This is a genomic window from Stenotrophomonas maltophilia (genome assembly GCF_039555535.1).
GTDB classification, from domain to species: domain Bacteria; phylum Pseudomonadota; class Gammaproteobacteria; order Xanthomonadales; family Xanthomonadaceae; genus Stenotrophomonas; species Stenotrophomonas maltophilia_Q.
Genome location: NZ_CP154630.1, coordinates 126,706 through 152,370 on the forward strand (window position 1 = coordinate 126,706; position 25,665 = coordinate 152,370).

Sequence of the window (25,665 nt, forward strand, 5' to 3'; positions counted from 1 at the left end):
ACCGAAAGGAATCAGCGCCGTGAACAAAGTCTACCGTCTGGTCTTCAACCGTACGCTCGGCGTCATGCAGGTCGCCTCCGAGCTGGTCAACGCTGCACACGGCGGGGTAGACCACCGCGGCGGCAATACCGTCGGCACCCTGCGGCCGATCAGTTTCGCGCTCTGGCTGGTGCTGGGCTGGGTGGGATTGGTGCAGCCGCTGTCCGCGCAGCAGGCGCCGGCCGATCCCGGCCGTATTGCCGCCGACCCCGGCGCACCGGCAAACCAGCGCCCGACGGTGATCACCTCGGCCAACGGCACGCCGCAGGTGAACATCACCACGCCCAGCGCCGGCGGTGTGTCGCGCAACACCTACCAGCAGTTCGACGTCGGCCAGCAGGGTGTCATCCTCAACAACTCGCGCGGCGACGTGCAGACCCAGCTGGGTGGCTGGGTGCAGGGCAATCCGTGGCTGGCCACCGGTACCGCGCGTGTCATCCTCAACGAGGTCAACAGCAGCAACCCCAGCCACCTCAATGGCTACGTGGAGGTCGCGGGTGCGCGGGCGCAGGTGGTCATCGCCAACCCGGCCGGCATCCAGGTCAATGGCGCAGGCTTCCTCAACGCCAGCCGGGTGACCCTCACCACCGGCACGCCGATCGTCACCAATGGCGTGCTGGACGGGTATCGCGTGGAAGGCGGCAGCATCGGAGTCGGTGGTGCAGGCCTGGATACCAGTCGCGCCGACTACACCGACATCATCACCCGTTCGTTGCAGGTCAACGCCGGCATCTGGGCCAACCAGCTGCAGGCCAGCCTGGGAAGCAACGTGGTCAGTGCCGACCACAGCAGTGTCCAGGCGCAGAAGCCGGCTTCTGCGGCGCCCGTCTTCGCGCTGGACGTGGGCGCACTGGGCGGCATGTACGCCAATCGGATCTGGCTGGTCGGCAACGAACACGGCGTGGGCGTGCGCAACGCCGGCAAGATCGGCGCGCAGGCCGGTGAACTGGTGGTCACCGCCGATGGCCGGCTGGAGAATGTCGGCGCGATGCATGCGCAGCAGGACACCCGCATCGACGCCAGCGGCGGGATTGCCAATGCCGGCACGCTCAGTGCCGAGCGCGAGCTGCGCGTGCAGACCCCGGTAGACGTCGACAATAGTGGTGGCACGCTCAATGCGCGCCGCATCGAAGTGAACGCCGATGCGCTGCGCAATCGTGGCGGCAGCATTGAACAGCTCGGAACGCAGGCGCTGCAGCTGCAGGCGGCCGATGTCAGCAATCTGCAGGGCCGCATCGGCAACGTGGCCAGCGTCTCGCCGGGTACCGGCACCGGTACCCCGCCTGGCACCGGTACGCCCGGAACCGGGACGCCGGGTACGGGCAATCCGGGCACCGGCGCGCCCGGCACGGGTACCCCGGGCACCGGCTCTCCGGGCACCGGCACCCCGCCGGTCACGCCGCTCCCGCCCCTGGCAACCGGCATGCTCAACATCGCCGGAACCCTGAGCAACGACGGTGGCCGCATTGAAGCCAGCGGTGACCTGCAGCTCAGCGCCCGCAACAGCCTCGACAACAGCGACGGTACGCTGGGCGCCAGTACCCTGCAGGTACAGGGACAGGCGCTGCGCAACATGCGCGGCACCCTGCAGGTCCAGGGACAGGCGCTGCGCAACATGCGCGGCACCCTGCAGGTCCAGGGTGCGGCCAGCGCGCAGGTGCAGCAGCTGGACAACAGCGCCGGCCGCATGACCTTCGCCCGTGGCTTCGAGTTGAAGGCGCAGTCGGCGATCAATCGTGGCGGCAGCCTTGCCCACGGTGGCAGCGCGGCGACGACCTGGACGATCGGTCAGCTCGACAACGGCGAGGGCAGCATCTCCAGCAATGCCACGCGCCTGGGTCTGGACATCGGCACCCTGGTCAACACGAAGGGCAACATCAACCACGCCGGCAGCGAAGGGCTACTGCTGCGAGCGGAGGTACTGGAGGGTGTACAGGGCAGCATCGCTACCGCAGGCGCGGCAGACCTGCTGCTGGGTCGTGCCGACCACCGCGGCGCGCAGCTGGTCGCCCGCCAGCTCGAGCTGACGGCACGGGATTTCGACAACCGTGGTGGCCGCGTGCTGTCCACCGGCCAGCAGGCCAGTACGCTCAGCGTGCGCAATCATCTGGACAACAGCGACGGTGGCCTGCTGGCCAGCAATGCCGACCTGCAGATCGACGCAGCATCCTTTGGCAATGCCGCAGGTACCGTGCAGCAGGCGGGTACCGGCAACCTGCGCATCACCACCGCCAACCTGCAGGGCCAGGGCGGCACCGTCCTCAGCAACGGTACCCTGCAGCTGCACGGCGATACCCTCAACCTGCGCAATGGCACCACCGCTGCACAGCGCATCGATGTGCGTGCCGGCGACCTGACCACCGCGGGCGGCACGCTGACCTCGACGGGCAGTGATGCATTGCGCCTGCAGGTCGCGCGCACCCTGGACAACAGCGGCGGCACCGTGGGTGCCAATGGTGCGCTGGACATCAACGGCGGCACCGTCATCAACGATGGCGGCAAGCTGATCGCCGCAGGCACCGGCACCAGCCGCATCCATGCCAGCCAGCGGCTGCAGAACCAGCGCGGCCTGCTGTCCGGCAATGGCGACCTGGACATCACGGCCGATGGCCTGCTGAACGAGGGCGGCAGCATCGACCACGCCGGCACCGGCACGCTGAAGATCAACGCGACCTCGGTGCAGGGGACCGGTGGCAGCATTGCCAGCAACGGTCAGCTGCAGTTGAGCGGGCAGCAGCTGGACCTGCAGAAGGGCAGCACCCGCGCCCGTGACGTGAAGATCGATGCTGCCGGGCTGGACATCAGTGGCGGCAGCCTGCTGTCACTGGGCGAAAATGCGATGCAGCTGCAGGTGCAGGGCCTGCTGCGCAACGACGGCGGCAGCATCAGTGCCAACGGCGCCCAGCAGATCCACGCGGGCGCGCTGTCCAACCGCGGCGGCGCGCTCAACTCGGCCGGTACCGCGGCGTCGCAGATCCGGGTCGACGGCACGCTCGACAACAGCGGCGGCAGCATTGCCAGCAATGCGGGCAACCTGCAGCTGCAGAGCGGCGCCCTGATGAACGCAGGTGGCACGCTCAGCCATGCAGGTACCGCCGGCCTGGTCATCGACACCGGGCGCCTGGACGGCGCGAAGGGACAGATCGCCACCGCCGGCGCACTGCAGCTCAACGCGGCCGAAGTCGATCACCAGGGCGCGTCGCTGACCGCCACGCAACTGGACATCACGGCAGCCGGGTGGAACAACCGGGGCGGACGCATCGTCGCCACTGGCACCGGCAGCAATACGCTGCGCGTGCAGGGCACGCTGGACAACGGCAATGGCGGCACCCTCGCCAGCAACGGCAACCTGGATATCCACGCGCGCACCTTCGGCAATGCCGGGGGAACCGTGCAGCAGGCCGGTTCCGGCAGCCTGGCCATCACCACGCAGGACCTGACCGGTGCCGGCGGCACCCTGCTCAGCAATGGTTCGCTGGACCTGCAGGGCGACAGCCTCGATCTGCGCGAGGGCACCACGACGGCGCAACGCATCAGCATCGATGGTGACAGCGTGATCACGGCAGGTGGTCAGTTGAGCGCGCTGGGCGCCCAGCCCCTTCAGCTGCAGGCCCGCAGCCTGCTCGACAATACCGGCGGAACGCTGGGCAGCAATGGCGCCATCGACGTACGCGCAGGGCGCTTTGTCAACGACCATGGCAAGCTGATTGCGGCCGGTGAAGCGGCCTCTGCGATCCGGGCTGCACAGCTGGAGAACCGCAGCGGCTCGATCTCTGCCAACGGCAACCTGCACATCGAGGCGGAAACACTGTCGGGCCAGGGCGGGAGCATCGGTACTGCCCGCGCGCTGGATCTGCAGGGCGGGTCGTTGGACCTGCGCGGCGGTACCGTGGCGGCCGAGCAGCTCGACATCGTGGCCGGCAGCCTGGACAACAGTGCGGGTGCGCTGCGCGCTACGGGCAGTGGAACGCTGGCGATGCAGATCAGCGGTCGCTTGGCCAACGACGCTGGCACCATCGCCAGCAACGGTGCCCAGAACATTCAAGCCGGCGAGCTTTCCAACCGCGGCGGCACGCTCAGTTCGGCAGGCAGCGCTTCCACCGAGCTGCACGTGGATGGCCTGTTCGACAACAGCAACGGCGTGCTGGCCAGCAATGGTGCGGCGCTGAAGATCGACGCCGGCAGCATGGCCAACGTCAAGGGCACGCTCAGCCATGCCGGCAGCCAGGGCCTGCTGCTGCGCACCGGGCAACTGGATGGCCAGGGCGGCACCATCGCCAGCGCGGGCGCCATCACCCTGCAGGCGGGCAGCGTGGACCATCGCGGCGCCACCCTGCAGGCCGAGCGCATCGCGCTGGACGCACAGTCCTTCGACAACCGGGCCGGCAAGGTCATGGCGACGGGTGCGGAGGGCAGCCGGATCGACGTGGTCGGCAGCCTGGACAACGGCGGGGGGGGCCTGCTGGCCAGCAATGGCGACCTGGGCATCCAGGCGGCGGTGTTCGGCAATGCCGGCGGTACCGTGCAGCACGCTGGCGAAGGCGTGCTGTCGATCAATGCTGGAACGCTCAACGGTACGGGCGGCACGCTGGTCAGCAATGGCAGCCTGCTGCTCAAGGGCACCACCACCGACCTGCGGGCGGGTGTCACCTCGGCCAAGCGGATCGAGGTGGATACCGGCACCCTGATCACCGCCGGCGGCACGCTGACCGCGACCGGCGGCGACATGCTGCGGCTGAGCGCGCGCGAACGCATCGACAACAGCGGCGGCACCGTATCCAGCAACGGTGGGCTGGACCTGCGCAGCGCCGTGCTGGTCAATGCTGGCGGTACGCTGCAGTCCGCCGGCACCGCAGCGAGCCAGCTGAGCATCGGCCAGGACCTCAACAACCGTGGCGGCCGCATTCTGGCCAACGGTGGGCTCGGCATCACCTCAGGCAGCATCGACAACCAGGGCGGCACGCTGCACAGCGCAGCACGCCTGGTGGCAAAGGCCGATGGCCTGCTCGACAACAGCAACAAGGGCGTGATTGCCAGCGGCGCGGGCATGCAGCTGGCAGCGGCTTCGCTGGACAATCGCACCGGCAGCATCGAGCAGGCGGGCGACAGCCTGTTGCAGATCGATGCCGACACGCTGCAGGGTCATGCCGGCCGCATCGTCAGCAATGGCGAGCTGCAACTGAAGGGCGAGACCATCGATCTCAGTGCGGGCACCACGGCCGCGCAGCAGGTCAGCATCGAGGCCGGCCAGCTGGACAACACGGCGGGTACGCTGAACGCTACCGGCAACCAGGCGATGTCGCTGCAGGTACGCGGCGCGCTGGGCAATGACGGCGGCACCATCGCTGCCAACGGTGCGCAGCAGATCAGCGCCGGTTCGCTGTCGAATGCGGGCGGTACCTTGAGCTCGGCAGGTACGTCCGACAGCCGGATCACCGTCACCGGCCGTTTCAACAACGGCGGCGGCACCCTCGCCAGCAATGCCGGCAACCTGCGTGTCGATGCCGGGCAGCTGGTCAATGCCGCGGGCAGCATCGTCCATGCAGGGAAGGGCGTATTGACCTTACAGGCCACCCAGCTGGACGGCGCCGGCGGCAGCATCGCCACGGCAGGCGGATTGCAGCTGGATGCGGTGACCGTGGACCATCGCGGCGCCACCCTCACTGCCGATCACTTCGCCCTCAACGCCGACCGCTTCGACAACCAGAACGGCAAGCTGCTGGCGACGGGCACGCAGGCCAGCACCGTGCAGGCCACCACGTCACTGGACAATGGCGGCAACGGCCTGATCGCCAGCAATGGTGACCTGACACTGACCAGTGCAGTGTTCGGCAATGCCGGCGGCACCGTGCAGCAGGCTGGCACCGGCATGCTGGCCATCAACACACACACCTTGAATGGCCAGGGCGGCAAGCTGCTCAGCAATGGCGCCCTGCAGTTGACCGGCGAAACCACCGACCTGCGTGACGGCACGCTGTCGGCTACCCGCATCGCCGTGGATACAGGCACGCTGCTCAACGCGGGCGGTTCGATCATCGCCTCTGGCAGCGATGCATTGAAGGTGTCCGCGCGCGACAGGCTGGACAACAGCGGTGGCACGCTTGCCGGCAATGGCACGCTGGATCTGCGCAGCGCGCAGCTGCTCAACAACCGGGGCACGATCCAGGCTGCCGGCGGCGGTATCAGCACCCTGGCGATCACCCACGCGCTGGAGAATCGCGGTGGCCGCATCCTGACCACAGGAGACGCCACCCTCACCGCAGGCGCGTTCGACAATCGCGGCGGCATCGTGCACAGCGATGGCAGCAGCGCATTGACCGTGCGCGTCGACGGCCTGCTCGACAACAGCGACAAGGGCACCCTGTCTGCCGGAGGCGCACTGCTGGCCGAGGCACAGTCCATCAACAACGATAGTGGCACCGTGGCTGCTGGTCAGGACATGCAGCTGACCAGCGCCGATGCGCTGCGCAACCAGGGCGGCCTGGTCCAGGCCGGCAAGCACCTGCAGGTCTCGGCCAGCGGCCTGAACAACAACAGTGGCCGGATCATCGCCAACGACCTGCAGCTGGATACCCGCGGCCAGGCGCTGGACAACCGCAGCGGCATCATTGCCAGTCTTTCCGGAAACGCAGAGCTGCGCAGCGGTGCCCTGGACAACACAGGCGGCCTGCTGCAGTCGGCGGCAGCCCTCAGCATCAACACCGCCGGACAGCGGCTGATCAATGCCGGTTCCAACGGCAACGGCATTGTCAGCAGTGGCACGCTGCAGATCCGCAGCGGCGATCTGGACAACCGTGGTGGCGCGGTGTCCGCCAAGGCCGGTGCCGACGTGCAGGCCATCAACATCGACAACAGTGGCGGCGGCTCGCTGGTGAGTGCGGCCGACCTGCTGCTGCGCGCGCAGCAGCTGGCCAACACCGGTGGCAGCGTGACCGCCGGTGGCAATGCCGACATCAGCTTGCAGGGCGCGCTGCTCAACAGTGGCGGCCTGGTGGCCGCGACCGGCCGCCTCGACCTGCAGGCCGGCCATGTCGACAACCGCAATACGCTCAGCCCGGGCAATGGTCCTGCACTGGGGTTGCAGGGCAAGACCCTGCAGGTGACCACCAGCAACCTGGACAACCAGAACGGCCAGGTGATTGCCGACAACCTCGTACTGCAGGTGAACCAGCGCCTGGACAACAGCGATGGCCTGGTGTCGGCGGCGCTGGGCTCCGATGTCCGCGCCGATACCCTGGTCAACAGCGGCGGCACCCTGGTGGCCGGCAGGCAGCAGACCCTCCGCACCCGCGAGATCATTGGTGATGGCCGGCTGATGTCGCAGGGTGACATGACTCTGGAGCTGGGCCAGAGCCACACCAACCGTGGCGAGATGGTGGCCAACGGCACGCTGAGCCTGTCCATCCAGGGCAACCTGGACAACACCGGCAAGCTGGCCGGCGCCAACGTCAACATCAATGCGGGCAACATCACCAACGCCTCCACCGGCGAGATCAGCAGCATCGGCCTGACCCGCCTTGCAGCGGGCGGCGCACTGGTCAACTACGGCCTGCTGGACGGCAACGTCACCCATATTACCGCCGCGACCGTCGACAACATCGGCAGCGGCCGCATCTACGGTGACCGCGTCGCCATCCAGGCAAGTTCGCTCAACAACCTGGCAGCCAACATCGGCGGCGTGGACCGTGCAGGTACCATCGCCGCGCGCCAGCGCCTGGACCTCGGCGTCGGCACGCTGACCAACAGCGGCAAGAGCCTGATCTTCAGCGATGGCGACGCTGCCATCGGCGGTGCCCTGAACGGCCTGGGCGCGGTAGGCAGCGCCCAGAAGGTGGACAACATCGGCTCCACCATCGAGGTCAGCGGCAACCTGGACCTGTCCGCGCTGGCGGTGAACAACATCCGCGAGAACGTGGTCGTGGAGAAGGTCACCACCGTGCATGCACCGGTGCGGCTGGAACAACCCGGCTGGTTCAAGAACGCCAACAACAACAACCGGGATTTCCGCGCTACCTCGAATTACCAGCCGTATGAGATCTACTACCTCAACCCGGCGGACATCCTCGAAGACACCCCCTATGTCACTCCGGATGGCCAGCAGATCCGCAAGGCGGTGATCCGGCTGTCCAGCAACACCAGCGCCTATGCGTTCGCCCGCGGTGGCGTGCATGGCGCACGCGCGTCACGTGAGCGCCTGAGCGTGCAGGACGGCACGGTCACGATCTATTACGTCAGCCGCGCCGACAACCGCAACAATCCCGATCAGCTTGGCGCAGGCGCGGAAGATCCCTTCCGCGATCTGTCCACCCGTGGTCCGGGGTCGCCGCCGATCGAGTACGTGACCGATACCCTTCGGTACAACAACGCCTACGGCACCTGCACCACGACCTGCGTGCAGATCATCACCTATCCGGACTATGACAATCCGGACGCGACGCTGATCAACATGCAGCGTCACCCGCAGGAGACCAGCGGCAACGAGAAGACCCGCATTGCCACCCGCACCACCGTGGAAGACGTGGTGGTTTCGGCAGGAAACAACGCCGTGATCAACGCGGGCGGCAGCATGCGGATCAGCACCGATCGGCTGGAGAACCGTTTCGCCAACATCGCCGCGGGTCGCGACCTGGCCATCGTCGGCCTGAACCGCGATCAGTCCGAGGTGATCAATGCTGCCGAGCAGCTGACCCGTACCAGCACCTTCGACAACCAGTCCATCACCTACGGTGGCTCCTCCAGCCGCTGGAAGGCGGCACCGATCACCGAGAAGACCGGCGCGCTGGGTTCGTCGATAACCGCCGGTGGCAAGCTCACCATCGATGTCGGCAACCTGCGCAACGACAACAACGGGGGCAGCAACCCCAACGCCGGTGGTGGCAAGGGCACCGCGCAGCTGGATACCAACGGCCGCGGTGCAGGTGCGGTCGGCCCCGGCGCGGGCAGCGTGCAGGGGCCCGGCCAGAGCACAGGCCAGGGTGCCGGCAGCGTGGACGCACAGGGGCCGGGCACCGCTGGCGCGGCGCAGGGCGCCAACGGTGGCCATCAGCAGGCGGTCGCCCAGACCGACGGCGTGCGCGCGGACGCGGCGGGTGCCCAGGGCCCGAGCCAGGCCGGCAACGCCGGGGCGGGTGCTGGCACGGCGCAGGACATCAATGCCGCCCAGGCCGGGCAGGCCAATGCCAACGGCCCGGCGGCGGTGCGCGCCGGAGAGCATGCCGGCAGTGGTGGCAATGCCGCAGTGGATGGCAAGCAGGCCACGACGACAACCGGTGCTGATCCGCGCGTGGTGATCACCACCAGCCCGAATGCCAGTGCACCCACCGCCAGCCTGTTCAATGTGGACGCCAACCGTGGCAACCACATCGTGGAAACCGACCCGCGCTTTGCCAGCTATCGCGATTGGCTCAGCTCGGATTACCTGCTGCAGCGCGCAGGCTTCGATCCCTCGCAGACGCAGAAGCGCCTGGGCGACGGTTTCTACGAGCAGAAGCTGGTGCGCGAGCAGATCGGCGAACTCACCGGCCGCCGCTTCCTTACCGGCCATGCCAGCGACGAGGACCAGTACCGCGCGCTGCTCGAGGCCGGTGCCACGGTGGCGAGCGAATGGGGCCTGCGCCCCGGCGTAGCGCTCACCGCCGAGCAGATGGCACGCCTGACCAGCGACATCGTCTGGCTGGTGGAAAAGGACGTCACCCTGGCCGATGGCTCGGTGGTTCGCGCGTTGGTCCCGCAGGTCTACCTGCGGGTGCTGCCGGGCGACCTTGGCAACGATGGCGCATTGCTGGCCGGCGCGGAGGTGGACGTCAAACTGCGCGGTGACCTGGTCAACAGCGGCACGATTGCCGGCCGGCAGCTGGTCAGCATCGATGCCGGCAACATCCGCAACCTGTCCGGCGGCCAGATCAGCGGTGCCCAGGTGGGCCTGTCGGCGCGGCAGGACATCGACATCATCGGCAGTACCGTCAAGGCTACCGATGCGCTGGCGTTGAAGGCCGGCGGCAACATCACCGTGGCCTCGACCACCACGGAATGGAAGGATCAGGGCGACCGCCTGTCGCAGCAGAAGACAACGCTGGATCGCGTGGCGGGCCTGTATGTCACCAACCCCGGTGGCGATGGCGTGCTGTCGGTGGTGGCCGGCGGTGACATCGGCCTCAAGGCTGCAGAGATCCGCAATGCCGGCAGCCACGGCATCACCCAGCTGGTTGCCGGTGGCAACCTGGACCTGGGTGCGCAGACGTTGGGCCAGAGCAGTGCGCTGAACCACGACAGCCGCAACCACACCAGCAACAGCCAGACCACGCATGCGGTGACGTCGATTGAGGGCGCTGGCGATGTGGTGCTGGCGGCGGGCAAGGACATCAAACTGGCTGCAACCCGCATCAAGGCCGATGGCGGCATGGCCCTGCAGGCCGGTGGCGATATCAACAGCCAGGCGCTGGTGGACAGCCGCAGCAGCGACTTCAATGCAGGTGGCAAGCGCAGCTCGCTGCAGATCAGCCAGAGTGATGAGACCGTGCGTGGCAGCCAGTTGCAGGCTGGCGACAATGTAGTGCTGAGAGCGAACCGCGATATCAACCTGACTGCCACCCAGGTTGCCAGCTCGGATGGCACGCTGAGTGTGGCGGCCGGTCGCGACGTCAACCTGCTTTCGGCCAACGAAACGCATGACTTCAGCCTGGACAGCTACGACAAGAAAAAGAAAACCCTGTCGAGCACCACCACCACCCGCCACGCCGAGAGCAGCGACAGCTACGCCATTGGCACCGGCCTGATGGGCGAGAGCGTGAGCGTCACCGCTGGCCGCGATCTGACCGCCGTAGGCGCGGTGGTTGATGCCACCGGCACAGTGGTCCTCGGTGCGGGCAACAATGTGCTGATCACTTCTGCGGAAGACCATCACAGCAGTGAGTCCAGCGAGACCAGGAAGAAGTCCGGCTTCACCGGTGGCTTCTCCAATGGAACCGCTTCGATCGGCTACGGCAGCTCGAAGAACAGCAGCAGTTCTGCCGAGCAGTCGACCACCCAGGTCGGCTCCGCCATCGCCTCGCGCGAAGGCAGCGTGCTGATCAACGCCGGCAACCAGCTGACGATCGCCGCGTCCGACGTGGCCGCAGGCAAGGACCTGACCCTGGTCGGCAAGGACATCAACCTGATTGCCCGCCAGGATACGGTGGATACCCAGGCCAGCCAGTCGAGCAAGTCCAGCGGGTTCTCGGTGGGCGTCACCTACGACCCGGCCAAGGCGTACCGCACTGCACGCGACAACGCCACCGAAGGCATGGCCGACAGTGGCACGATGATGGGCCGGATCACGCGTACCGCTGAAGGCGTAGCGGCCGGCGTGTCGGCGGCCGTGCTGCCGGCGATCACGGCCGGCAGCCAGCGCTCGAACAGCAACCAGAGCCACTCCACCAGTGACGCCCGGGTCAGCAACCTCAATGCTGGCGGCAATCTCTCGCTGATCGCCAATGGCGGCTCGATCACCAGCCAGGGTGCGCAGATGACGGCCGAGGGCAATGCTGTCCTGCTGGCCACCAAGGACATCGTGTTCGATGTCGCGCACAACACCGAGCGCAGTGACAGCGACAGCCGGGGCAAGGGTTGGGGTATCGCCACCAACTCCGCCGGTCTGCCGTTTGGCACCAACAATTCGCGCAGCGAGGGCGCCGGCCAGAGCGATACCATCACCGGCACACAGCTGTCGGTGGGTGGCGGTGTACGCATGGCCACCACCGAGGGCGATATCAGCCTGACCGCCGCCAACATCGCTGCGGAAAAGGACGTCAGCATCCGCGCTGCGGGCGACCTGACGATCCGTAGTGGGCAGGACACGGTCAGCAATGCCAACCGCTCGGACAGCAAGGCGATCGGCACTGTGCAGATCTCCGATACCGAGAAGTTCTCCGGCTGGCATCGCGAGCAGCATCGCGATGACAGCGCGCAGGTCTCTCAAGTGGCCAGCACCATTGGCAGTCTCGGCGGCAACGTCAACCTCACCGCCGGTGGCAAGTACACGCAGAGCGCCAGCAATGTGGTGGCGGCCAAGGACGTGAACATCACTGCCGCTGAGATCGAGCTGCTGACCGCTGACGAAAGCGGTCACTACTCGCAGAGCGACAAGGACCTGAAGATCGGCGCCTTCGCGCGGGTGAAATCGCCGTTGATCGATCTGCTCAACAACGTCGACGCCGCCCGCAAGTCCGACGACCGCCTGCAGAAGATGCAGGGGCTTGCTGCTGGTGCCAATGCCTATCAGGCCGCCAGTGCCATCTCCAGCATGGCCGGCAAGGGCGGAGGCGGGGCACTGATCAGTGCCGAGGCCGGCGTTGGCTTCAAGACCTCCAGCAGCAGTGCCGACGGCAGCAGCCAGGTCTCGCGTGGCTCTACCATCCAGGGCGGCGGCAACGTCAACCTGACCAGCACCCAGGGCGACATCCACGTGGTGCAGGGCAACCTGAGCGCGGGCAACACGCTCAGTCTGGATTCGGCCGGTGACATCCTGCTGGAAGCCGGCAAGGCGCATGTGGCCGACCGTAGCAAGAGCAGCAATGCCGGCGCCGAAGTCGGCGTGGGCGTTGCGGTGGGTGCGCAGACCGGTGTGTATGTCTACGCCGAAGCGAGTGTGGGCAGCAGCAAGTCCAATGCCGAGAGCAGCACCTGGCAGAACACCACGCTGACCGGCAAGAACATCTCGATGAAGGCCGAGGGCGATACCACCCTTCGCGGCGCGACCGCCACCGCCGACCGCATCGACGTCAAGACGGGGGGCACGCTGACCATCGAATCGCTGCAGGACGTCGCCGAGAGCATGTCCAAGAACAGCCAGGTGGGCGGCCGCGTGCAGGTCTCGTTCGGCACCGCGTGGAACGCCGACGGCTACGCCAGCGGAGGCAAGGCCAACGGTAGCTATCAGGGCGTTGGCCAGCAGAGCGGCCTGTTTGCCGGCAATGGTGGTTATCACGTGGATGCTGGCCACGTGAATCTGGTGGGCGGCGCGATCGCCAGCACCAATGCGGGAAACAGCGAGCTGACTGCGGATTCGCTGACGTTTACCGACCTGCAGAACCATATGGACTACAAGGCCACGTCGGGCAGCATCAGCGGTGGCTTCGGCAGCAGTGGCAAGGGCCCGACGGACAAGAGTGTGGGAGCGGTTGAGCAGCTGCAGGGTATCGGCAGCAGCATCAAATCCGGAACGTTCGGCGGCGTGGATGGTGTCGGGTTCGGCGGTGGACTGCCGATGCATGAAAGTGGCAGCGACAGTTCAAGCACGCGTGCAACACTGACCGAGGGTAATATCACCATCGGCGGCAGGAAGACCACAGCGGCCGAACTTGGTGTCAATACCGATGCAGCTGCGGCACACCGCGCGCTGGAGGCAATGCCGGATGCCAACAAGATGCTGGCCGATCAGCAGGCGATGGCGAATGCAGCAGGCACGGTACTGGCCACCAGCAAGCAGATCGCATCGGACATTGGCAGCTACGGGATCAACAAGATCACTGATGCCTACCTGGAAGGGAAGAGCGCCGCAGAGAAGGAGGCGTTTGCCAACCTCAGTTCCAAGGACCAGTACGCCGCCCTTGCCGGATTTGACAGCTCCTACCCTGATGCACTGGTCACGCAGCAGAAGTGGGCACCCGACGGTACCTACGGCCGTGCGCTCAACGCGGTCTCCACCGCGCTGGTCGGCGGCGTGGCAGGGCAGGCAGGTGGTCAGGTCATCCCGAACACACTCGCGCCCTACGCCGCTGAGCTGATTGGAAAGACATTCGATCCAAACAAGCAGAGCGCCGTCCCAAGTGAGGCGATGCAGATGCTCTCGCACGCGCTTCTTGGCGCGCTGCTTGCGGAGGCGAATGGGGGTTCGGCGGGTACCGGAGCCGCTGCTGCAGGAGGTGGTGAACTGGCAGCCAAATTCCTGGGTGACTACTACGCGCGGCAGAATGGCGGGCAGCTGACTCCGGAGCAGGAACAGCAGATCAAGGCATTGGGCCAGGCGGTCGGCGCGATGGCTGGTGGGATTGGTGGAGACGGAGCCATGGGTGCGGCGTTGGGAGCCACCATCGCCAAGAACTCCGTCGAGAACAACTACCTGAATCATGCAGAGCGCATGCAGTTCCTGGACGCCATGCTTAGCTGCATGAAGAGCGGGGAGCGTTGCGGCGAACAGAAGGAGCTGGCAGCGCTGTCGGATGCGCGCAATACGGCACTGATTGCAGCATGTACCGCGGCTGCCGATTCGCCTGCCTGCCGCGCAGAGCAGTCGAAACTGGGTGACGCCTATTGGTCACTTACCCAGAATGATTCCACCTATCTGCGATGGATCAACGACAATGGCCTTGATCTGGCCCAGGCGGCACTGACGAAGGGCAATGGTGGCCAGCTCGCCTCCGATCTGCTGACGCATACGTCTTCCCTGGATGCCCGTTACAAGATCACCTGTGCAGCGGCAGGGCGCTGCGATCCATTCACCGCCGGCATGCTCGCGTTGAATGGGAAGACACAGGAGGCGGCGGCCAACGCGGCACTGAATCTGCTGTTCGACAAGGCGGGCTCGGGAGCAGGCGTGGTGACCAACGCGGGTGGAATGGTCATGGACATGGCGAAGATGAATGCCATCTACATGTCCATTGAGAGCACCAAGCAGGCCTTGAACGACTTCCAGCGCATCGGTGAAATTGGCGGCTGGGGTGTCATGAAGGAAAAGGGCGCCGGCGCCTGGTCGTCCATTTCAGGCTACTTCGGGAACGGCTGGGATGCGGCGACCTACGAGCTGGGCCTGAACCAGAAATGGAACCTGGCCGATGTGGCCGCAAACGGATTCACCAAGGGGGACATTGGGCTGGACGTCGCATTGGCTGTGATCAGCCTGGGTGATGTCACCGCGATGCGGGCGGCCGCGAAGGCCAGGAAACTGGCGGCGTTGGAGTCAGGCGCCGCTGCAAAGCCGGTGGCACCCGATCTGGTCCCCCCGCGACAGCCGGCAGACGTCCCGGCGCCTGTGAACAAGCCGTTGGCACTGCCTTCGCCAGAGTTCAATGTTCCCAACGGTTACACGCTGGTCAAGAACGCCGATGGCACGGCCAGCGTTACTGGTCCGCGAGGAGGAACCTACACCTCGACCGGGAGATATACGGATGAAGGCAAGCCGATCTTCAAAGACAATAGTGGGGGTTACGTCACCTTGGATGGTGCGCGTTCATCGGTCCCCGCTCCCGTCGATTTCGAGTCTGCTCCCAAGCATCATATTTGCACCAATAAATGTCTTGTGGGGGCCAATGGAAAGGTCGCGTGGACCAAAGAGTACATGCGGTTCTTCGAAGGCGCAGGGCTTGATATAAACAAGTCTGTAGAGAATCTGGTTGCAGTCAAGGGCCATCGTGGGCCGCACCCTGAGGCATACCATCAGTACGTATATGATAATCTTGACAGAGCGACCAGTGGCTTGAAGCCTGGCACGGCAGCGTACAACTCTGCAGTCACAAGAACGCTGGAGAGGATGAAGGCAGAAGCGGTTATCGTGGGAAGTCAGGTCAACAAGTGGTTGACGAGGAGTTGAGTTGAAATACTTTCGCATCAGGCCCGACATGAGCATTGCAGAGCGATGGACTCTAGGGAATATCAATCATGTGGATAACTGGCTCTTCATAGATCCTCCCGTCAACTTCATGGAACCTGGGACCTACAGCCTTGATCTCGTGAATTGTGGGGTTGAGGTCGATTACTCTCTTGCCGGGTATGCAAGTGTTCCAGTGGTAAGTGCGAGATTTCGAGATGCGCTTGTTGGCTTGCCTGAGTTCGATGAGCCCTATATGAATGTCGTTGTCGAACCATTGATCATCGAGGGTCAGGATGTTCGTGGCGAGTACTCTGTATTGATCGTGGAGACGCGCGTTGACTGCGTAGACGAAGGTCGTTCCGATTTCATGAAGTTTGAAGAGGATGATCCGGTCAGACCGGATCTCGCGGGTCAGTACAGGGCGTTCACGAAACTCATTGTCGATCGAGAGAGGATCGGCGCGAGGCATATTTTCCGAATCGAGAAATTCATGGGCGCGTTGATCGTGAGTGAAGAGGTGAGGCGTCGCCTGGATGAGGCTGGGGTGGTTGGTGCGGTCTACGATCCTGTTACTGAATGAGTAATCAATCAGTACATGGAAAGTTGACAAAATGCGTGGCGCTACCGACCTGTTATGGGTATGTATCTATCCATCTGGTCGGCGTGCTTGGTCGCAGGGGCGATTGTCTTCCTCGATTCTGAGTTCCGAATCAGCTCCCTTCACTTCCTGCTGGATATCCGCTCAGGGCCAAGGGGGGGCAGCGGTGCTTCGGGTGATCGGCGTCCGGCAAGTGCAGACTCCATATGAATGAAACAGGTTCAATCAGCTCGGCAGTAGCGATATGAGCAATGTGGGCAAGATGACGAAGTGGTCGATCGCGCTTCTGTCAATCGCCAGTGTACTGGCTACGATTTGTCCATGATCAGTCCCCGCCTCCCTGTTTCCGCACCGCTGGCACTGGCCCTTGCGGCCTGCGCGGCTAGCGCGCCGGTGCAGCACACCCCGTTCGTCACCTGGGTGTGGTCGCCGAACCAGAACGCGCACACGCCGGATGGAATGGATGATGTGATTTCTGTGAGGACGAGGAATCAGTGAGTACTGAGGGCATTGCAATCCATCTTCAGGCACGGCCTGACAGAGCCATCTCGATTGCCGAGAGGCATCTCCATGTCATGGATAGGATGTCGGCAATCGAGTGCCCATTGGGATTCCATGGTCTCGAGCTGTCGCCTGTACCCGACTGTGGAGGAGAATTGCTGGCAAGCTATGAGATCAAGACTGGACTGAAAGGTCTGTCGATCATCGGTACATACGCTTTCAGGGGGACCGGGTACGACTACGCGGATGTGGCTGCGTTGGACGAGATCATTCTGTATGGGTTCAGAAGCAGCAACAAGGCACGGGACTATCCGAGCGTTCTGACGAACTGCGTCGCTTCTGTTGCCGAGGCGTTCGGTGCGTACAGAGTGAAGGTCACGTACGGCATGCATTCGATGGACTATCAGGACGGTGTGGGCCGAGAGGGGCCAACCCTTGAGGATCTGAAAGCTGCTGGAGTCAAGGATTTCGACGGCAGGAAGAACATCCTGACGATGTACCCTGCCCAGTTCTGGGATGCCCGGCTTTGCAGCGACGCACTTGGATTTGGACCCGAGGAGGTTTTCTCCCGCCTTGAAGGTAAGGTTGATAAGGTGGAACTGACAGCGAGTGGTGTCTACATTCTCCTGAGTGACAAGGTTGATCTTTCCTATGAGGAGTATCTGTAGTTCAATCGCCGCGCAAAAGCGCTTCTGGGTTTGCAGTAGTCCGGAGCGTGACGGGATGACCCGACGGGTTACGTAACGCACCTCATCGATCCGAGCACCAGTAGTCTGATCAACATCACGGTGCCTGGAGCACATGCATTGGATCCGGGCTTTGTGATCCGACAGGTGCATACGAATGGATCCGGTGGATTCTCAGTCTCAACCAGAGGCTGGGGTACGGGTTCGAGTCCAATGTTCAACTAGAATTCGTGGGCCGATAGACAAGTGTGGAGTTCCAGTACGCGCGATATTGGTAGCGAAATTGGCAAGTTGCAGTGGCTTTGGAGTACTTTTCCCTCGAGGCAGAAACGCATGAGCTACCGGGGCCCTGATGGAAAGATGGTGGAGGTCTGCCAGTGAGTGAGCGTGAGTTGGGGGCAAAGATTGTGTCCGTGATTGCCAGTTCCGCGCTTGGAGGGGCTTTATTCATAGGCATTCCGCTGAGTTATCGGATAGGCAGTCTTTCGCAGGCTGCAATTTTCGCATCGCTGGTTTGCGCCATAGCTGCTGTGTTGGGCCTCATCTTCGGTGTGCCTGGGGTTATGCTTGTGGATAAATTTCTTCCGCGGCTCAAAGCTCGCCATGTTGTAGCTGCACCAGTCTGTGCCTTGTTGGCGTGGCTCGCGTTCGAGGGTGCCTTCTCTCCTGGCGCTTGGATAAAGGTCTGGACCAGTCCTTCCTTTTGGCTTGAGTGGGCTCCCAGGCGCGCTGGCATCATGCTTTTCATTGGGTTGGCCGCGGGTGCCTTCTACATGTTGATCTGGCCGCGGATTGGACGAATGATGAAGGTCAACACGGCCTGTGATTGAGGGCGATGGAATCGGGTGCCTGTGCGCAGCAAGGTGGCGGCGGCTGACAGCCAGGCATACAGCGGCGCGGGGAAGTGGGGCGCCTCGATGACTACAACCGTGCACTGAACGCAGTGACGACGGCGCTGGTGAGTGGTGTGGCGGGACAGGGCGCTGGTCAGGTCGCGCCCAATGCACTGGCGCCATATGCCGCTTACTTCATCGGCAGCAAGCTGGACCCGAGCCACGGCAGCGATCCCAATGCGACTCTGCACTTTCTGTCGCATACGGTGTTGGGTGCGCCGCTGGCGGAAGCCAATGGAGGCAGCGCGGGAACCGAAGCGGTGTCCGCGACCGGCGGCGAGTTGGCCGCGAGAGTGCTGACCAATTCGTTGACCGGCGGAAACCCCGCCAAGCTGAGCCCGGAACAGAAGGAGGTGGCGCTGGCGCTGTCGCACGCGGTCGGAGTACTGGCGGGTGGCTTGTTAGCGCAGGATCTGGCTGGGATCACGTTGAATGCGGGGATTGCCAAGAATTCGGTTGAGAACAACTTCCTTGCGGAAGACCAGGCTCGTGCAATGAAGCAGCAGCTCGACGAGTGCGGCGGCGACACTTCATGCCAGAAGACGGTGCGTGATGTTGTTAAGCAACTGTCGGAGCGAATGGACTACGGGCTGCTATCGGTGTGTAGCGCGAACTCGTCGAGCCCTGCGTGTCAGGTGTTTGTCAATGCGGCCGTCTCCTACAAGTACGGCTCGTGGCCCGGAGTGCTTGGGCTGTTCGATGAACTTGGTCACAGTAGCGAGGCGCTTTCCTCGTTCGGCCACTCCCTGAACGGACGTGCCTATCGTGAGCTGATTTTTGAGAGTGGGGGCTCCAGCCGGTCTATATCCTGCCTCAAGAACACACTGTAGCTGCACTGGCGGAGTAGGCCGGGAATCTTGACAGGACGATTGATCAGTACGGCCTCTTCTCGAAGGAATCATCAGCTGAGCTGGGGCTTGGACTTTCGAAGGTACTGCTTCGAAAATATGGCGCTGTTACCATAATCGAAGGGAGCGGAGGCCTCGGGAAGGGTGCGAAGGCGGGCAGTTCTGAAGCACTGCGATGATGAGTTTGGAAGAAAATTCTCTGGCGAAGAAATTATTAATGGAAATTGGGTGGCTTTTAATGTCGGATAGTTTCGAAAAATTCTCTTGCATTGATTTTACGGCTCTGTATGGAAGTGTGGTTTCGTTGAGGGCTTTTCTTGTTGTTCGTGGTAGGGAATGCTTTCTGGTGGATAGTCGTGATCATCAATTTTCTGATCTTAGGATGGATGTGTGTTCACCTGGTCTCGAAAGGTTGCTTGATGAGGCAGTGGGGGGATGGGTTGGTGGTGTTTCCTCATACTTTGATGAGATCCTCATATCGGGAGTAGTTCGCGAAGCGACGACCCGGAGAGACCTTGCGTCCATTGCGGAAGTTTCAAGACTTACACTTTTCAGGGATGAATTGGTGTTTGAAGTGATAGTTTGATGTTGGTTGTTTGCGGATACTGATTGGTACTTTGTGGTCTGATTGAGGTTGTGGGTTTTTGATTATTTTGGTTGTCATTGGAGAGTGGGGTTGTGTCTAGTGTCGGGCGAGGTGTTTGCGTGCAATTGTTTCTATGGGCTCGTGCGGGTCATTAGGCGAATTGTGGTTGTCGAATATCCGGTTTCAGGGCCAAGGGGTGTCTGGGAGATCGGCACTTCGCGCCGAACGACTGCTGCAGTCCATGGTTACAATCCGTCCATGATCAGCCCCCGCCTTCTGGTTTCCGCACTGCTGGCGCTCGCCCTGACGGCCTGCACCGCCACCGCGCCCGTGCAGCACAACCCGCTCGCCACCTGGGTGCCGTCACCCAACCAGAACGCGCGCACGCCACTCATCATCGTCATCCACCACACCGAGCAGAAGTCGGTGCAGCAGAGCCTGCATACGCTGCGTACCGCCAACAGTGGTGGGCCGGTCAGTGCGCACTACCTGATCGGCGCCGATGGCCATCGCTATCAACTGGTCGCCGATGAGCGCCGTGCCTGGCACGCCGGTGCCGGGCGCTGGGGCACCATCACCGATCTCAACTCGGCTTCGATCGGCATCGAGCTCGACAACGATGGCCGCAGCCGGTTCAGTGCGGCGCAGATCGAATCGCTGATCGTGCTGCTGCGCGACCTCACCACCCGCTTGAACATCCCGCCGCGCCAGGTCATCGCCCATGCCGACCTGGCGCCGACGCGCAAGCAGGATCCGAGCCGTTTCTTCCCGTGGCAGGAGCTGGCCGAGGCCGGCTTCGGCGTCTGGCCGCGCGCGGCCGACGGGGCAGCACCGGAAGGCTTCGACGCGTGGAATGCGCTGGCCCGCTTCGGCTATCCACTGGACAACCGCGAAGCCACCGTCGCCGCCTTCCACCGCCGCTTCCGAGGCCGCGACGACCTGCCGATGACGCTGGACGCCGAGGACGCCCGCATCCTGCATTCGCTGCTGCTGCAGACGCCGTAAACAGGCCACCGGCTTGTGGCCGGCAACGGGCTGGTCCCTCGGGAATCTGATCGGGATCACTGAATGGATGGCTGCGAGATCTTTTTGCAATCCATTCGATGTTGTTCAAGGAGGTGAATGCCTAACGTCGCCCGACATCATCAATCGAGCGAATCACCTCCCATGCGCTACTCCAAAGCCCAGGTGCTGCTGCACTGGATCTCTGCAGTCATCATCCTCTGGGCCACCATCAGTGGTTTCTCCGTAGCGCTCCTTGACGTGCCGCATACCGTCGCGGAAGCCATCGGCTTCTTCAACGTATCCATCACCTCGGTGTTGATTCCGTTGTTTGCCGTACGCGTGGTGATTGCCGTCTCAAATCATGGGGATGTGCCCGCCAGCGGAGCGGAATGGGCCGCGTTGATTGCTCACGCAGCTTTGTATCTTGTCACGATCGTTGTGCTGCTGACCGGCGTGCTGATGATGGAGCGGGAGATCAACGTGTTCAACCTGGTGACTTTCCCACAGCCCATCACCGACCCGCAGATGACAATGGCGTTCAATACCGCACATCGATATGCATGCGTCCTGCTTGCTGGGCTCCTGTTCCTGCACATTGCTGCCGTGGTCAAGCATCATCTATCGGGCAATGCGATCCTGAAGCGGATGAGTTGGTAAACGTCATGGAAAAGCCGCTCTGCAGCGGGTCATTTGCACTACATTTGACCGATGACCACATTCAACACCCAATCGAACCGCAGGTACTGGAGCCTGGGTATCCTCGTAGTGCTGGCGGGGTGCTCCACGTTGGAAACACCACCCGCAGCGGTGCCTGCCCCGTCGCCCGCCACCTACGCCAAGACCGAGTGGAGCGCACTGCCGCCGGTCTCCGATGCTGATCTGCAGGCCGGCTTCGTGGCCTGGCGCAGCAGCTGCACCCGCCTGAAGAACGACGCTGTCTGGGCCCGGCCCTGCGCCACTGCCGCAGCGGTGTCAGACAAGGATCCGGCCGCGATCCGCCAGTTCCTGCAGCGCGACCTCGATGTCTACGCCCTGCGTGCAGGTGGCCACCAGGCCGACGGATTGATCACCGGCTATTACGAGCCGATCTACCCCGGCAGCCTCACCCGCACCGACAAGGCGACGGTGCCGGTCTACGGCACGCCCGATGATCTGATCGTGGTGCAGCTGGACAGCCTCTACCCGGAACTGAAGGGCAAGCGCCTGCGTGGTCGTGTTGAGGGCAAGGTGCTCAAGCCCTACGACGATGCCGGCACCATCGCGGCCAAGGGCGCCAAGGCGCCAGTACTGGCCTGGCTGACCGACCCGATGGACCTGCAGCTGCTGCAGATCCAGGGGTCCGGCCGGGTGCGCCTGGCCGACGGCACGCAGGTGCGGCTGGCCTACGCCGAGCAGAACGGCCACCCTTACCGCGCCATCGGGCGCTGGCTGGTGGACCAGGGCCAGCTGAAGAAGGAAGACGTCACCATGGATGCGATCCGCGCCTGGGCCCGGGCCAACCCCGCACGCGTGCCGGAACTGCTGCGCAGCAATCCCAGCTACGTGTTCTTCGTGCGCAACCCGGACAGCCCGGAAGGCCCGCGCGGTTCACTGAACGTGCCGCTCACCGCTGGCTACAGCGTGGCAGTGGACCGTACCGTGGTGCCACTGGGCAGCCTGCTGTGGCTGTCCACCACGCGCCCGGATGGCACCCCGGTGGTGCGCCCGGTGGCCGCGCAGGACACCGGCGGCGCGATTGCCGGTGAAGTGCGCGCCGATCTGTACTGGGGCAGCGGCGATGCCGCCGGCAAGCTGGCTGGCGACATGAAGCAGAAGGGCAACATCTGGATGCTGTGGCCGAAGGGCGTGCCCCTGCCGAACTGAACCGGCAAGGGTCGGATCCCTTCCAAAGGAAGGGGCTCTGACCCCGGATGCCTGATAATGGCGCCATTCCGTACTTTCCGGCCGCGCCTGCGGCCAGGACCCCTGCAATGACCTACGCAAAGCACCACGCAAAATCCGGCGCGAAGTCCGCCGCAAAGAAGTACTACAAGCACTGGGCCGAATCGGGCCTGGGCAAGGGCAACGTGCTGATGGAAGCCCGCGGCGAGAAGATCGTCCGTCAGGTGGAGACCTACGGCACGACGGCGGTCTGGGCCGACGAACACGGCCACAGCGACGACCGCTTCCCGCTGGCCGACCAGCCTGTGTCGTTCCTCGATTTCGATGAGGACGACGAGATCTCCGCGCGCGAGTTCGAAAGCGCCTGGAAGAAGGCACGGCTGGCCACCGGCTATCCGGTCTGACGCCGCTGGTCCCGGGGTCGGATCCCTTTCCGAACGGAAAGGGCTCTGACCCCATAGCCGTTTTTTGCACTACATTGGTGCAATGTCCGACCCCGTATCCCCGCCGTCCCTCGATGCCCTTGGCACGCCGCTGGCCTGGGCTGGCGCTGATGGCCGCATCATCGGCTGCAATCCGGCCTTCGGCCGCTGGCTGGGTGTCAGTGGTCGTCGCCTGCTCGGCCAGCCGCTGGCCGCGCTGGAAGTACAGGGGGAGGCGCTGGCCCATTTCCTGGCCCGCGACGAGCGCGACAGCCTGCGCCTGAACCGGCTGGCGCTGGCGGTGCCCGGCGAGGCGCCGCGCTTCGCCGAGGGCTGGATGAGCCGCCGCGACGATGGCGGCTGGCTGCTGGAAGCGCATCCGGTCGATGAGTTCCCCGGGCTCGACCCGACCCAGGCCCTGCCCAGCGCACTCAGTGCGGCGCTGAAGGGGCTGGCCCACGAGCTGCGTAATCCGCTGGCCGGGCTGAAGGGCGCGGCCCAGCTGCTGGCCCGGCGCGCGGCCCAGCGCGACGCCAGCGAACGCGAGCTGATCGAACTGATCGGCTCTGAGATCGAACGCCTCAACGGCCTGCTCGACCAGCTGCTGTCGCCGGCCCCGGCGGCGCCGCACGCCGAACTGAACATCCATGCCGCGCTGGAACGCGTGCTGCGCCTGGCCGAGAACGAGGCCGGTTGGGCGGTGCGCCTGCAGCGCGACTACGACCCCAGCATTCCCGAATTCCACGGCGACGCCGACCGCCTCACCCAGGCGGTGTGGAACCTGGTGCGCAACGCGATCCAGGCCGGTGCGGGCAACATCACCCTGCGCACCCGCGTGGAGCATGGCGTGCGCATCGCCGAACAGCTGCATACGTTGGCGCTGCGCCTGGAGATCGCCGATGACGGCCGTGGCGTGCCCGAAGAACTGGCCGAGCACCTGTTCCTGCCGCTGGTCAGTGGCCGCGCCGAAGGCACCGGTCTGGGACTGGCGCTGGCCCAGCAGGTGGCGCGCGAGCATCGCGGCACGCTGACCTACCGCTCGCGCCCGGGCCATACCGTGTTCACCCTGCTGCTGCCGATCGGCAACGGCGCCGCCCCGGCCGAGGAGGCCCTGCGCGATGTCTGAGTCTTCTTCGTCCCCGCAGCGCATCTGGGTGGTCGACGACGACCGCGCCGTGCGCTTCGTGCTGTGCACCGCGCTGCGTGAGGCGGGCTACCAGGTCGTCGATTTCGACAGCGCCGCGCCTGCGTTGCAGGCCTTGAGCGAGGGCCCGCCGCCGGCGCTGCTGTTCACCGATGTACGCATGCCCGGCGACGACGGCCTGGTGCTGCTGGACAAGCTCAAGGCCGCGCTGCCGCAGCTGCCGGTGGTGGTGATGTCCGCCTACACCGATGTGGCCAGCACGGCGGGGGCATTCCGCGGTGGCGCGCATGAGTTCCTGTCCAAGCCGTTTGATCTGGACGATGCGGTGGCGCTGGCACAGCGCGTGCTGCCGGCTGTGGCACCGGCACTGGCCACGCCCACGCCTGCCGCCGAAACGCACAGCGACCAGCCGCCGCAACTGGTGGGCGATACCCCGCCGATGCGCGCGCTGTTCCGCGCCATCGGTCGCCTGGCACAGGCGCCGTTGGCGGTGCTGATCACCGGTGAGACCGGCACCGGCAAGGAACTGGTGGCCAATGCGCTGCATCGTGAATCACCCCGCGCGCACGGTCCGTTCGTCGCGCTCAATACTGCGGCGATTCCCGCCGAACTGCTGGAGAGCGAGCTGTTCGGCCACGAGGCCGGTGCCTTCACCGGCGCGCAGCGCCGCCATATCGGCCGTTTCGAGCAGGCCGACGGCGGCACGCTGTTCCTGGATGAAATCGGCGACATGCCGTTGCCGCTGCAGACCCGCCTGCTGCGTGTGCTGGCGCAGGGTGAGTTCTTCCGCGTGGGTGGCCGCGAGCTGATCCGCGTCGACGTGCGCGTGGTGGCCGCCACCCACCAGGATCTGGAGGGACTGGTCGCGCAGGGGAAGTTCCGCGCTGATCTGCTGCACCGCCTGGACGTGGTGCGCCTGCAGCTGCCGCCACTGCGCGAGCGCCGCGAGGACATCGCGCAATTGGCCAGCACCTTCCTGGCTGCCGCCGCACGCAAGCTGGATACCCCGCCGAAGCGCCTGACCGCCGCGGCCCTGCAGGCGCTGCGCGAGCACGACTGGCCGGGCAATGTGCGCGAGCTGGAGAACGTGTGCTGGCGGATGGCCGCGCTGGCCGCCGCCGACACCATCGGCGTGGCCGACGTCGATACCGCGCTCAATCGCGCGCATGGCCGCCGCAGCCCCGCGCACGGTGCCGATCCGGGGCAGTGGGAAGCGCTGCTGGCCGAGTGGGCACGCCGGCAGCTGGCCGAAGGCGTGGAAGGGTTGCATGCGCAGGTGCGCGAGCGGGTCGACCATGCGCTGCTGGAGGCCGCGCTGCAGATCACCCATGGGCGCCGCGCAGAAGCCGCTGCCCGCCTGGGCCTGGGCCGCAATACCCTTACCCGCAAGCTGGGCGCCGGACGTCGCCGCGGGGGCCATTGAACGGCCCCTGCACGCGATCCTCGCGCCCGCTTGCCGAACCGTTGATCGTTCATGGACGATGCCGTCCGTAGTGT

At 64.6% G+C, this 25,665-nt stretch carries 12 protein-coding genes; all 12 read left to right on the forward strand.

All coding sequences use genetic code 11. The features are described from left to right. Nucleotides 1–19 precede the first annotated feature (19 nt). The 12 genes from AASM09_RS00525 to ntrC all read left to right on the forward strand — a co-directional run bounded on the left by AASM09_RS00525 (nucleotide 20) and on the right by ntrC (nucleotide 25,591). Complete coding sequence (locus AASM09_RS00525) at nucleotides 20–15,604, forward strand: hemagglutinin repeat-containing protein (RefSeq protein WP_343368691.1); 15,585 nt, start codon at nucleotides 20–22, stop codon at nucleotides 15,602–15,604. A gap of 28 nt (nucleotides 15,605–15,632) precedes the next feature. Further along, complete coding sequence (locus AASM09_RS00530; protein WP_197572800.1) at nucleotides 15,633–16,184, forward strand: imm11 family protein; 552 nt, start codon at nucleotides 15,633–15,635, stop codon at nucleotides 16,182–16,184. 512 nt (nucleotides 16,185–16,696) lie between these two features. Further along, nucleotides 16,697–17,371 carry a hypothetical protein gene (locus AASM09_RS00535; protein WP_049429853.1) on the forward strand — a complete coding sequence of 225 codons (675 nt, stop codon included), beginning with the start codon at nucleotides 16,697–16,699 and terminating at the stop codon, nucleotides 17,369–17,371. Nucleotides 17,372–17,766: 395 nt separating this feature from the next. Next, nucleotides 17,767–18,219 (forward strand): hypothetical protein, encoded by a 453-nt coding sequence (locus AASM09_RS00540; protein ID WP_033834609.1) that lies wholly within the window; start codon nucleotides 17,767–17,769, stop codon nucleotides 18,217–18,219. A gap of 74 nt (nucleotides 18,220–18,293) precedes the next feature. Continuing rightward, the gene (locus tag AASM09_RS00545; protein WP_157804768.1) at nucleotides 18,294–19,112 is read left to right on the forward strand and encodes a VENN motif pre-toxin domain-containing protein; all 819 of its coding nucleotides are present in this window, start codon (nucleotides 18,294–18,296) and stop codon (nucleotides 19,110–19,112) included. A 196-nt stretch (nucleotides 19,113–19,308) separates the two neighbouring features. Then, nucleotides 19,309–19,716, forward strand: coding sequence for a hypothetical protein (locus AASM09_RS00550; RefSeq protein ID WP_152906590.1), 408 nt, complete (start codon nucleotides 19,309–19,311; stop codon nucleotides 19,714–19,716). 258 nt (nucleotides 19,717–19,974) lie between these two features. Then, nucleotides 19,975–20,721 (forward strand): N-acetylmuramoyl-L-alanine amidase, encoded by a 747-nt coding sequence (locus AASM09_RS00555; protein WP_049429851.1) that lies wholly within the window; start codon nucleotides 19,975–19,977, stop codon nucleotides 20,719–20,721. A gap of 162 nt (nucleotides 20,722–20,883) precedes the next feature. Then, nucleotides 20,884–21,378 (forward strand): cytochrome b, encoded by a 495-nt coding sequence (locus AASM09_RS00560; RefSeq protein ID WP_049429850.1) that lies wholly within the window; start codon nucleotides 20,884–20,886, stop codon nucleotides 21,376–21,378. A gap of 51 nt (nucleotides 21,379–21,429) precedes the next feature. Next, nucleotides 21,430–22,584 (forward strand): murein transglycosylase A, encoded by a 1,155-nt coding sequence (gene mltA / locus AASM09_RS00565; RefSeq protein ID WP_049429849.1) that lies wholly within the window; start codon nucleotides 21,430–21,432, stop codon nucleotides 22,582–22,584. A 107-nt stretch (nucleotides 22,585–22,691) separates the two neighbouring features. Then, complete coding sequence (locus AASM09_RS00570; protein ID WP_049429848.1) at nucleotides 22,692–23,006, forward strand: hypothetical protein; 315 nt, start codon at nucleotides 22,692–22,694, stop codon at nucleotides 23,004–23,006. A gap of 82 nt (nucleotides 23,007–23,088) precedes the next feature. Then, complete coding sequence (locus AASM09_RS00575; protein WP_049429876.1) at nucleotides 23,089–24,150, forward strand: two-component system sensor histidine kinase NtrB; 1,062 nt, start codon at nucleotides 23,089–23,091, stop codon at nucleotides 24,148–24,150. Further along, the gene (ntrC, locus tag AASM09_RS00580; RefSeq protein ID WP_049429847.1) at nucleotides 24,143–25,591 is read left to right on the forward strand and encodes a nitrogen regulation protein NR(I); all 1,449 of its coding nucleotides are present in this window, start codon (nucleotides 24,143–24,145) and stop codon (nucleotides 25,589–25,591) included. Before AASM09_RS00575 ends, ntrC begins: the two co-directional genes overlap by 8 nt. Nucleotides 25,592–25,665: the final 74 nt, after the last annotated feature.

Coding starts and splice junctions, on each gene's coding strand:
- AASM09_RS00560 (WP_049429850.1), top strand. CDS start 20,884: ATGCGCTACTCCAAAGCCCAGGTGCTGCTGCACTGGATCTCTGCAGTC.
- AASM09_RS00570 (WP_049429848.1), top strand. CDS start 22,692: ATGACCTACGCAAAGCACCACGCAAAATCCGGCGCGAAGTCCGCCGCA.
- AASM09_RS00550 (WP_152906590.1), top strand. CDS start 19,309: ATGAGTTTGGAAGAAAATTCTCTGGCGAAGAAATTATTAATGGAAATT.
- AASM09_RS00575 (WP_049429876.1), top strand. CDS start 23,089: ATGTCCGACCCCGTATCCCCGCCGTCCCTCGATGCCCTTGGCACGCCG.
- ntrC (WP_049429847.1), top strand. CDS start 24,143: ATGTCTGAGTCTTCTTCGTCCCCGCAGCGCATCTGGGTGGTCGACGAC.
- AASM09_RS00555 (WP_049429851.1), top strand. CDS start 19,975: ATGATCAGCCCCCGCCTTCTGGTTTCCGCACTGCTGGCGCTCGCCCTG.
- mltA (WP_049429849.1), top strand. CDS start 21,430: ATGACCACATTCAACACCCAATCGAACCGCAGGTACTGGAGCCTGGGT.
- AASM09_RS00530 (WP_197572800.1), top strand. CDS start 15,633: ATGAGCATTGCAGAGCGATGGACTCTAGGGAATATCAATCATGTGGAT.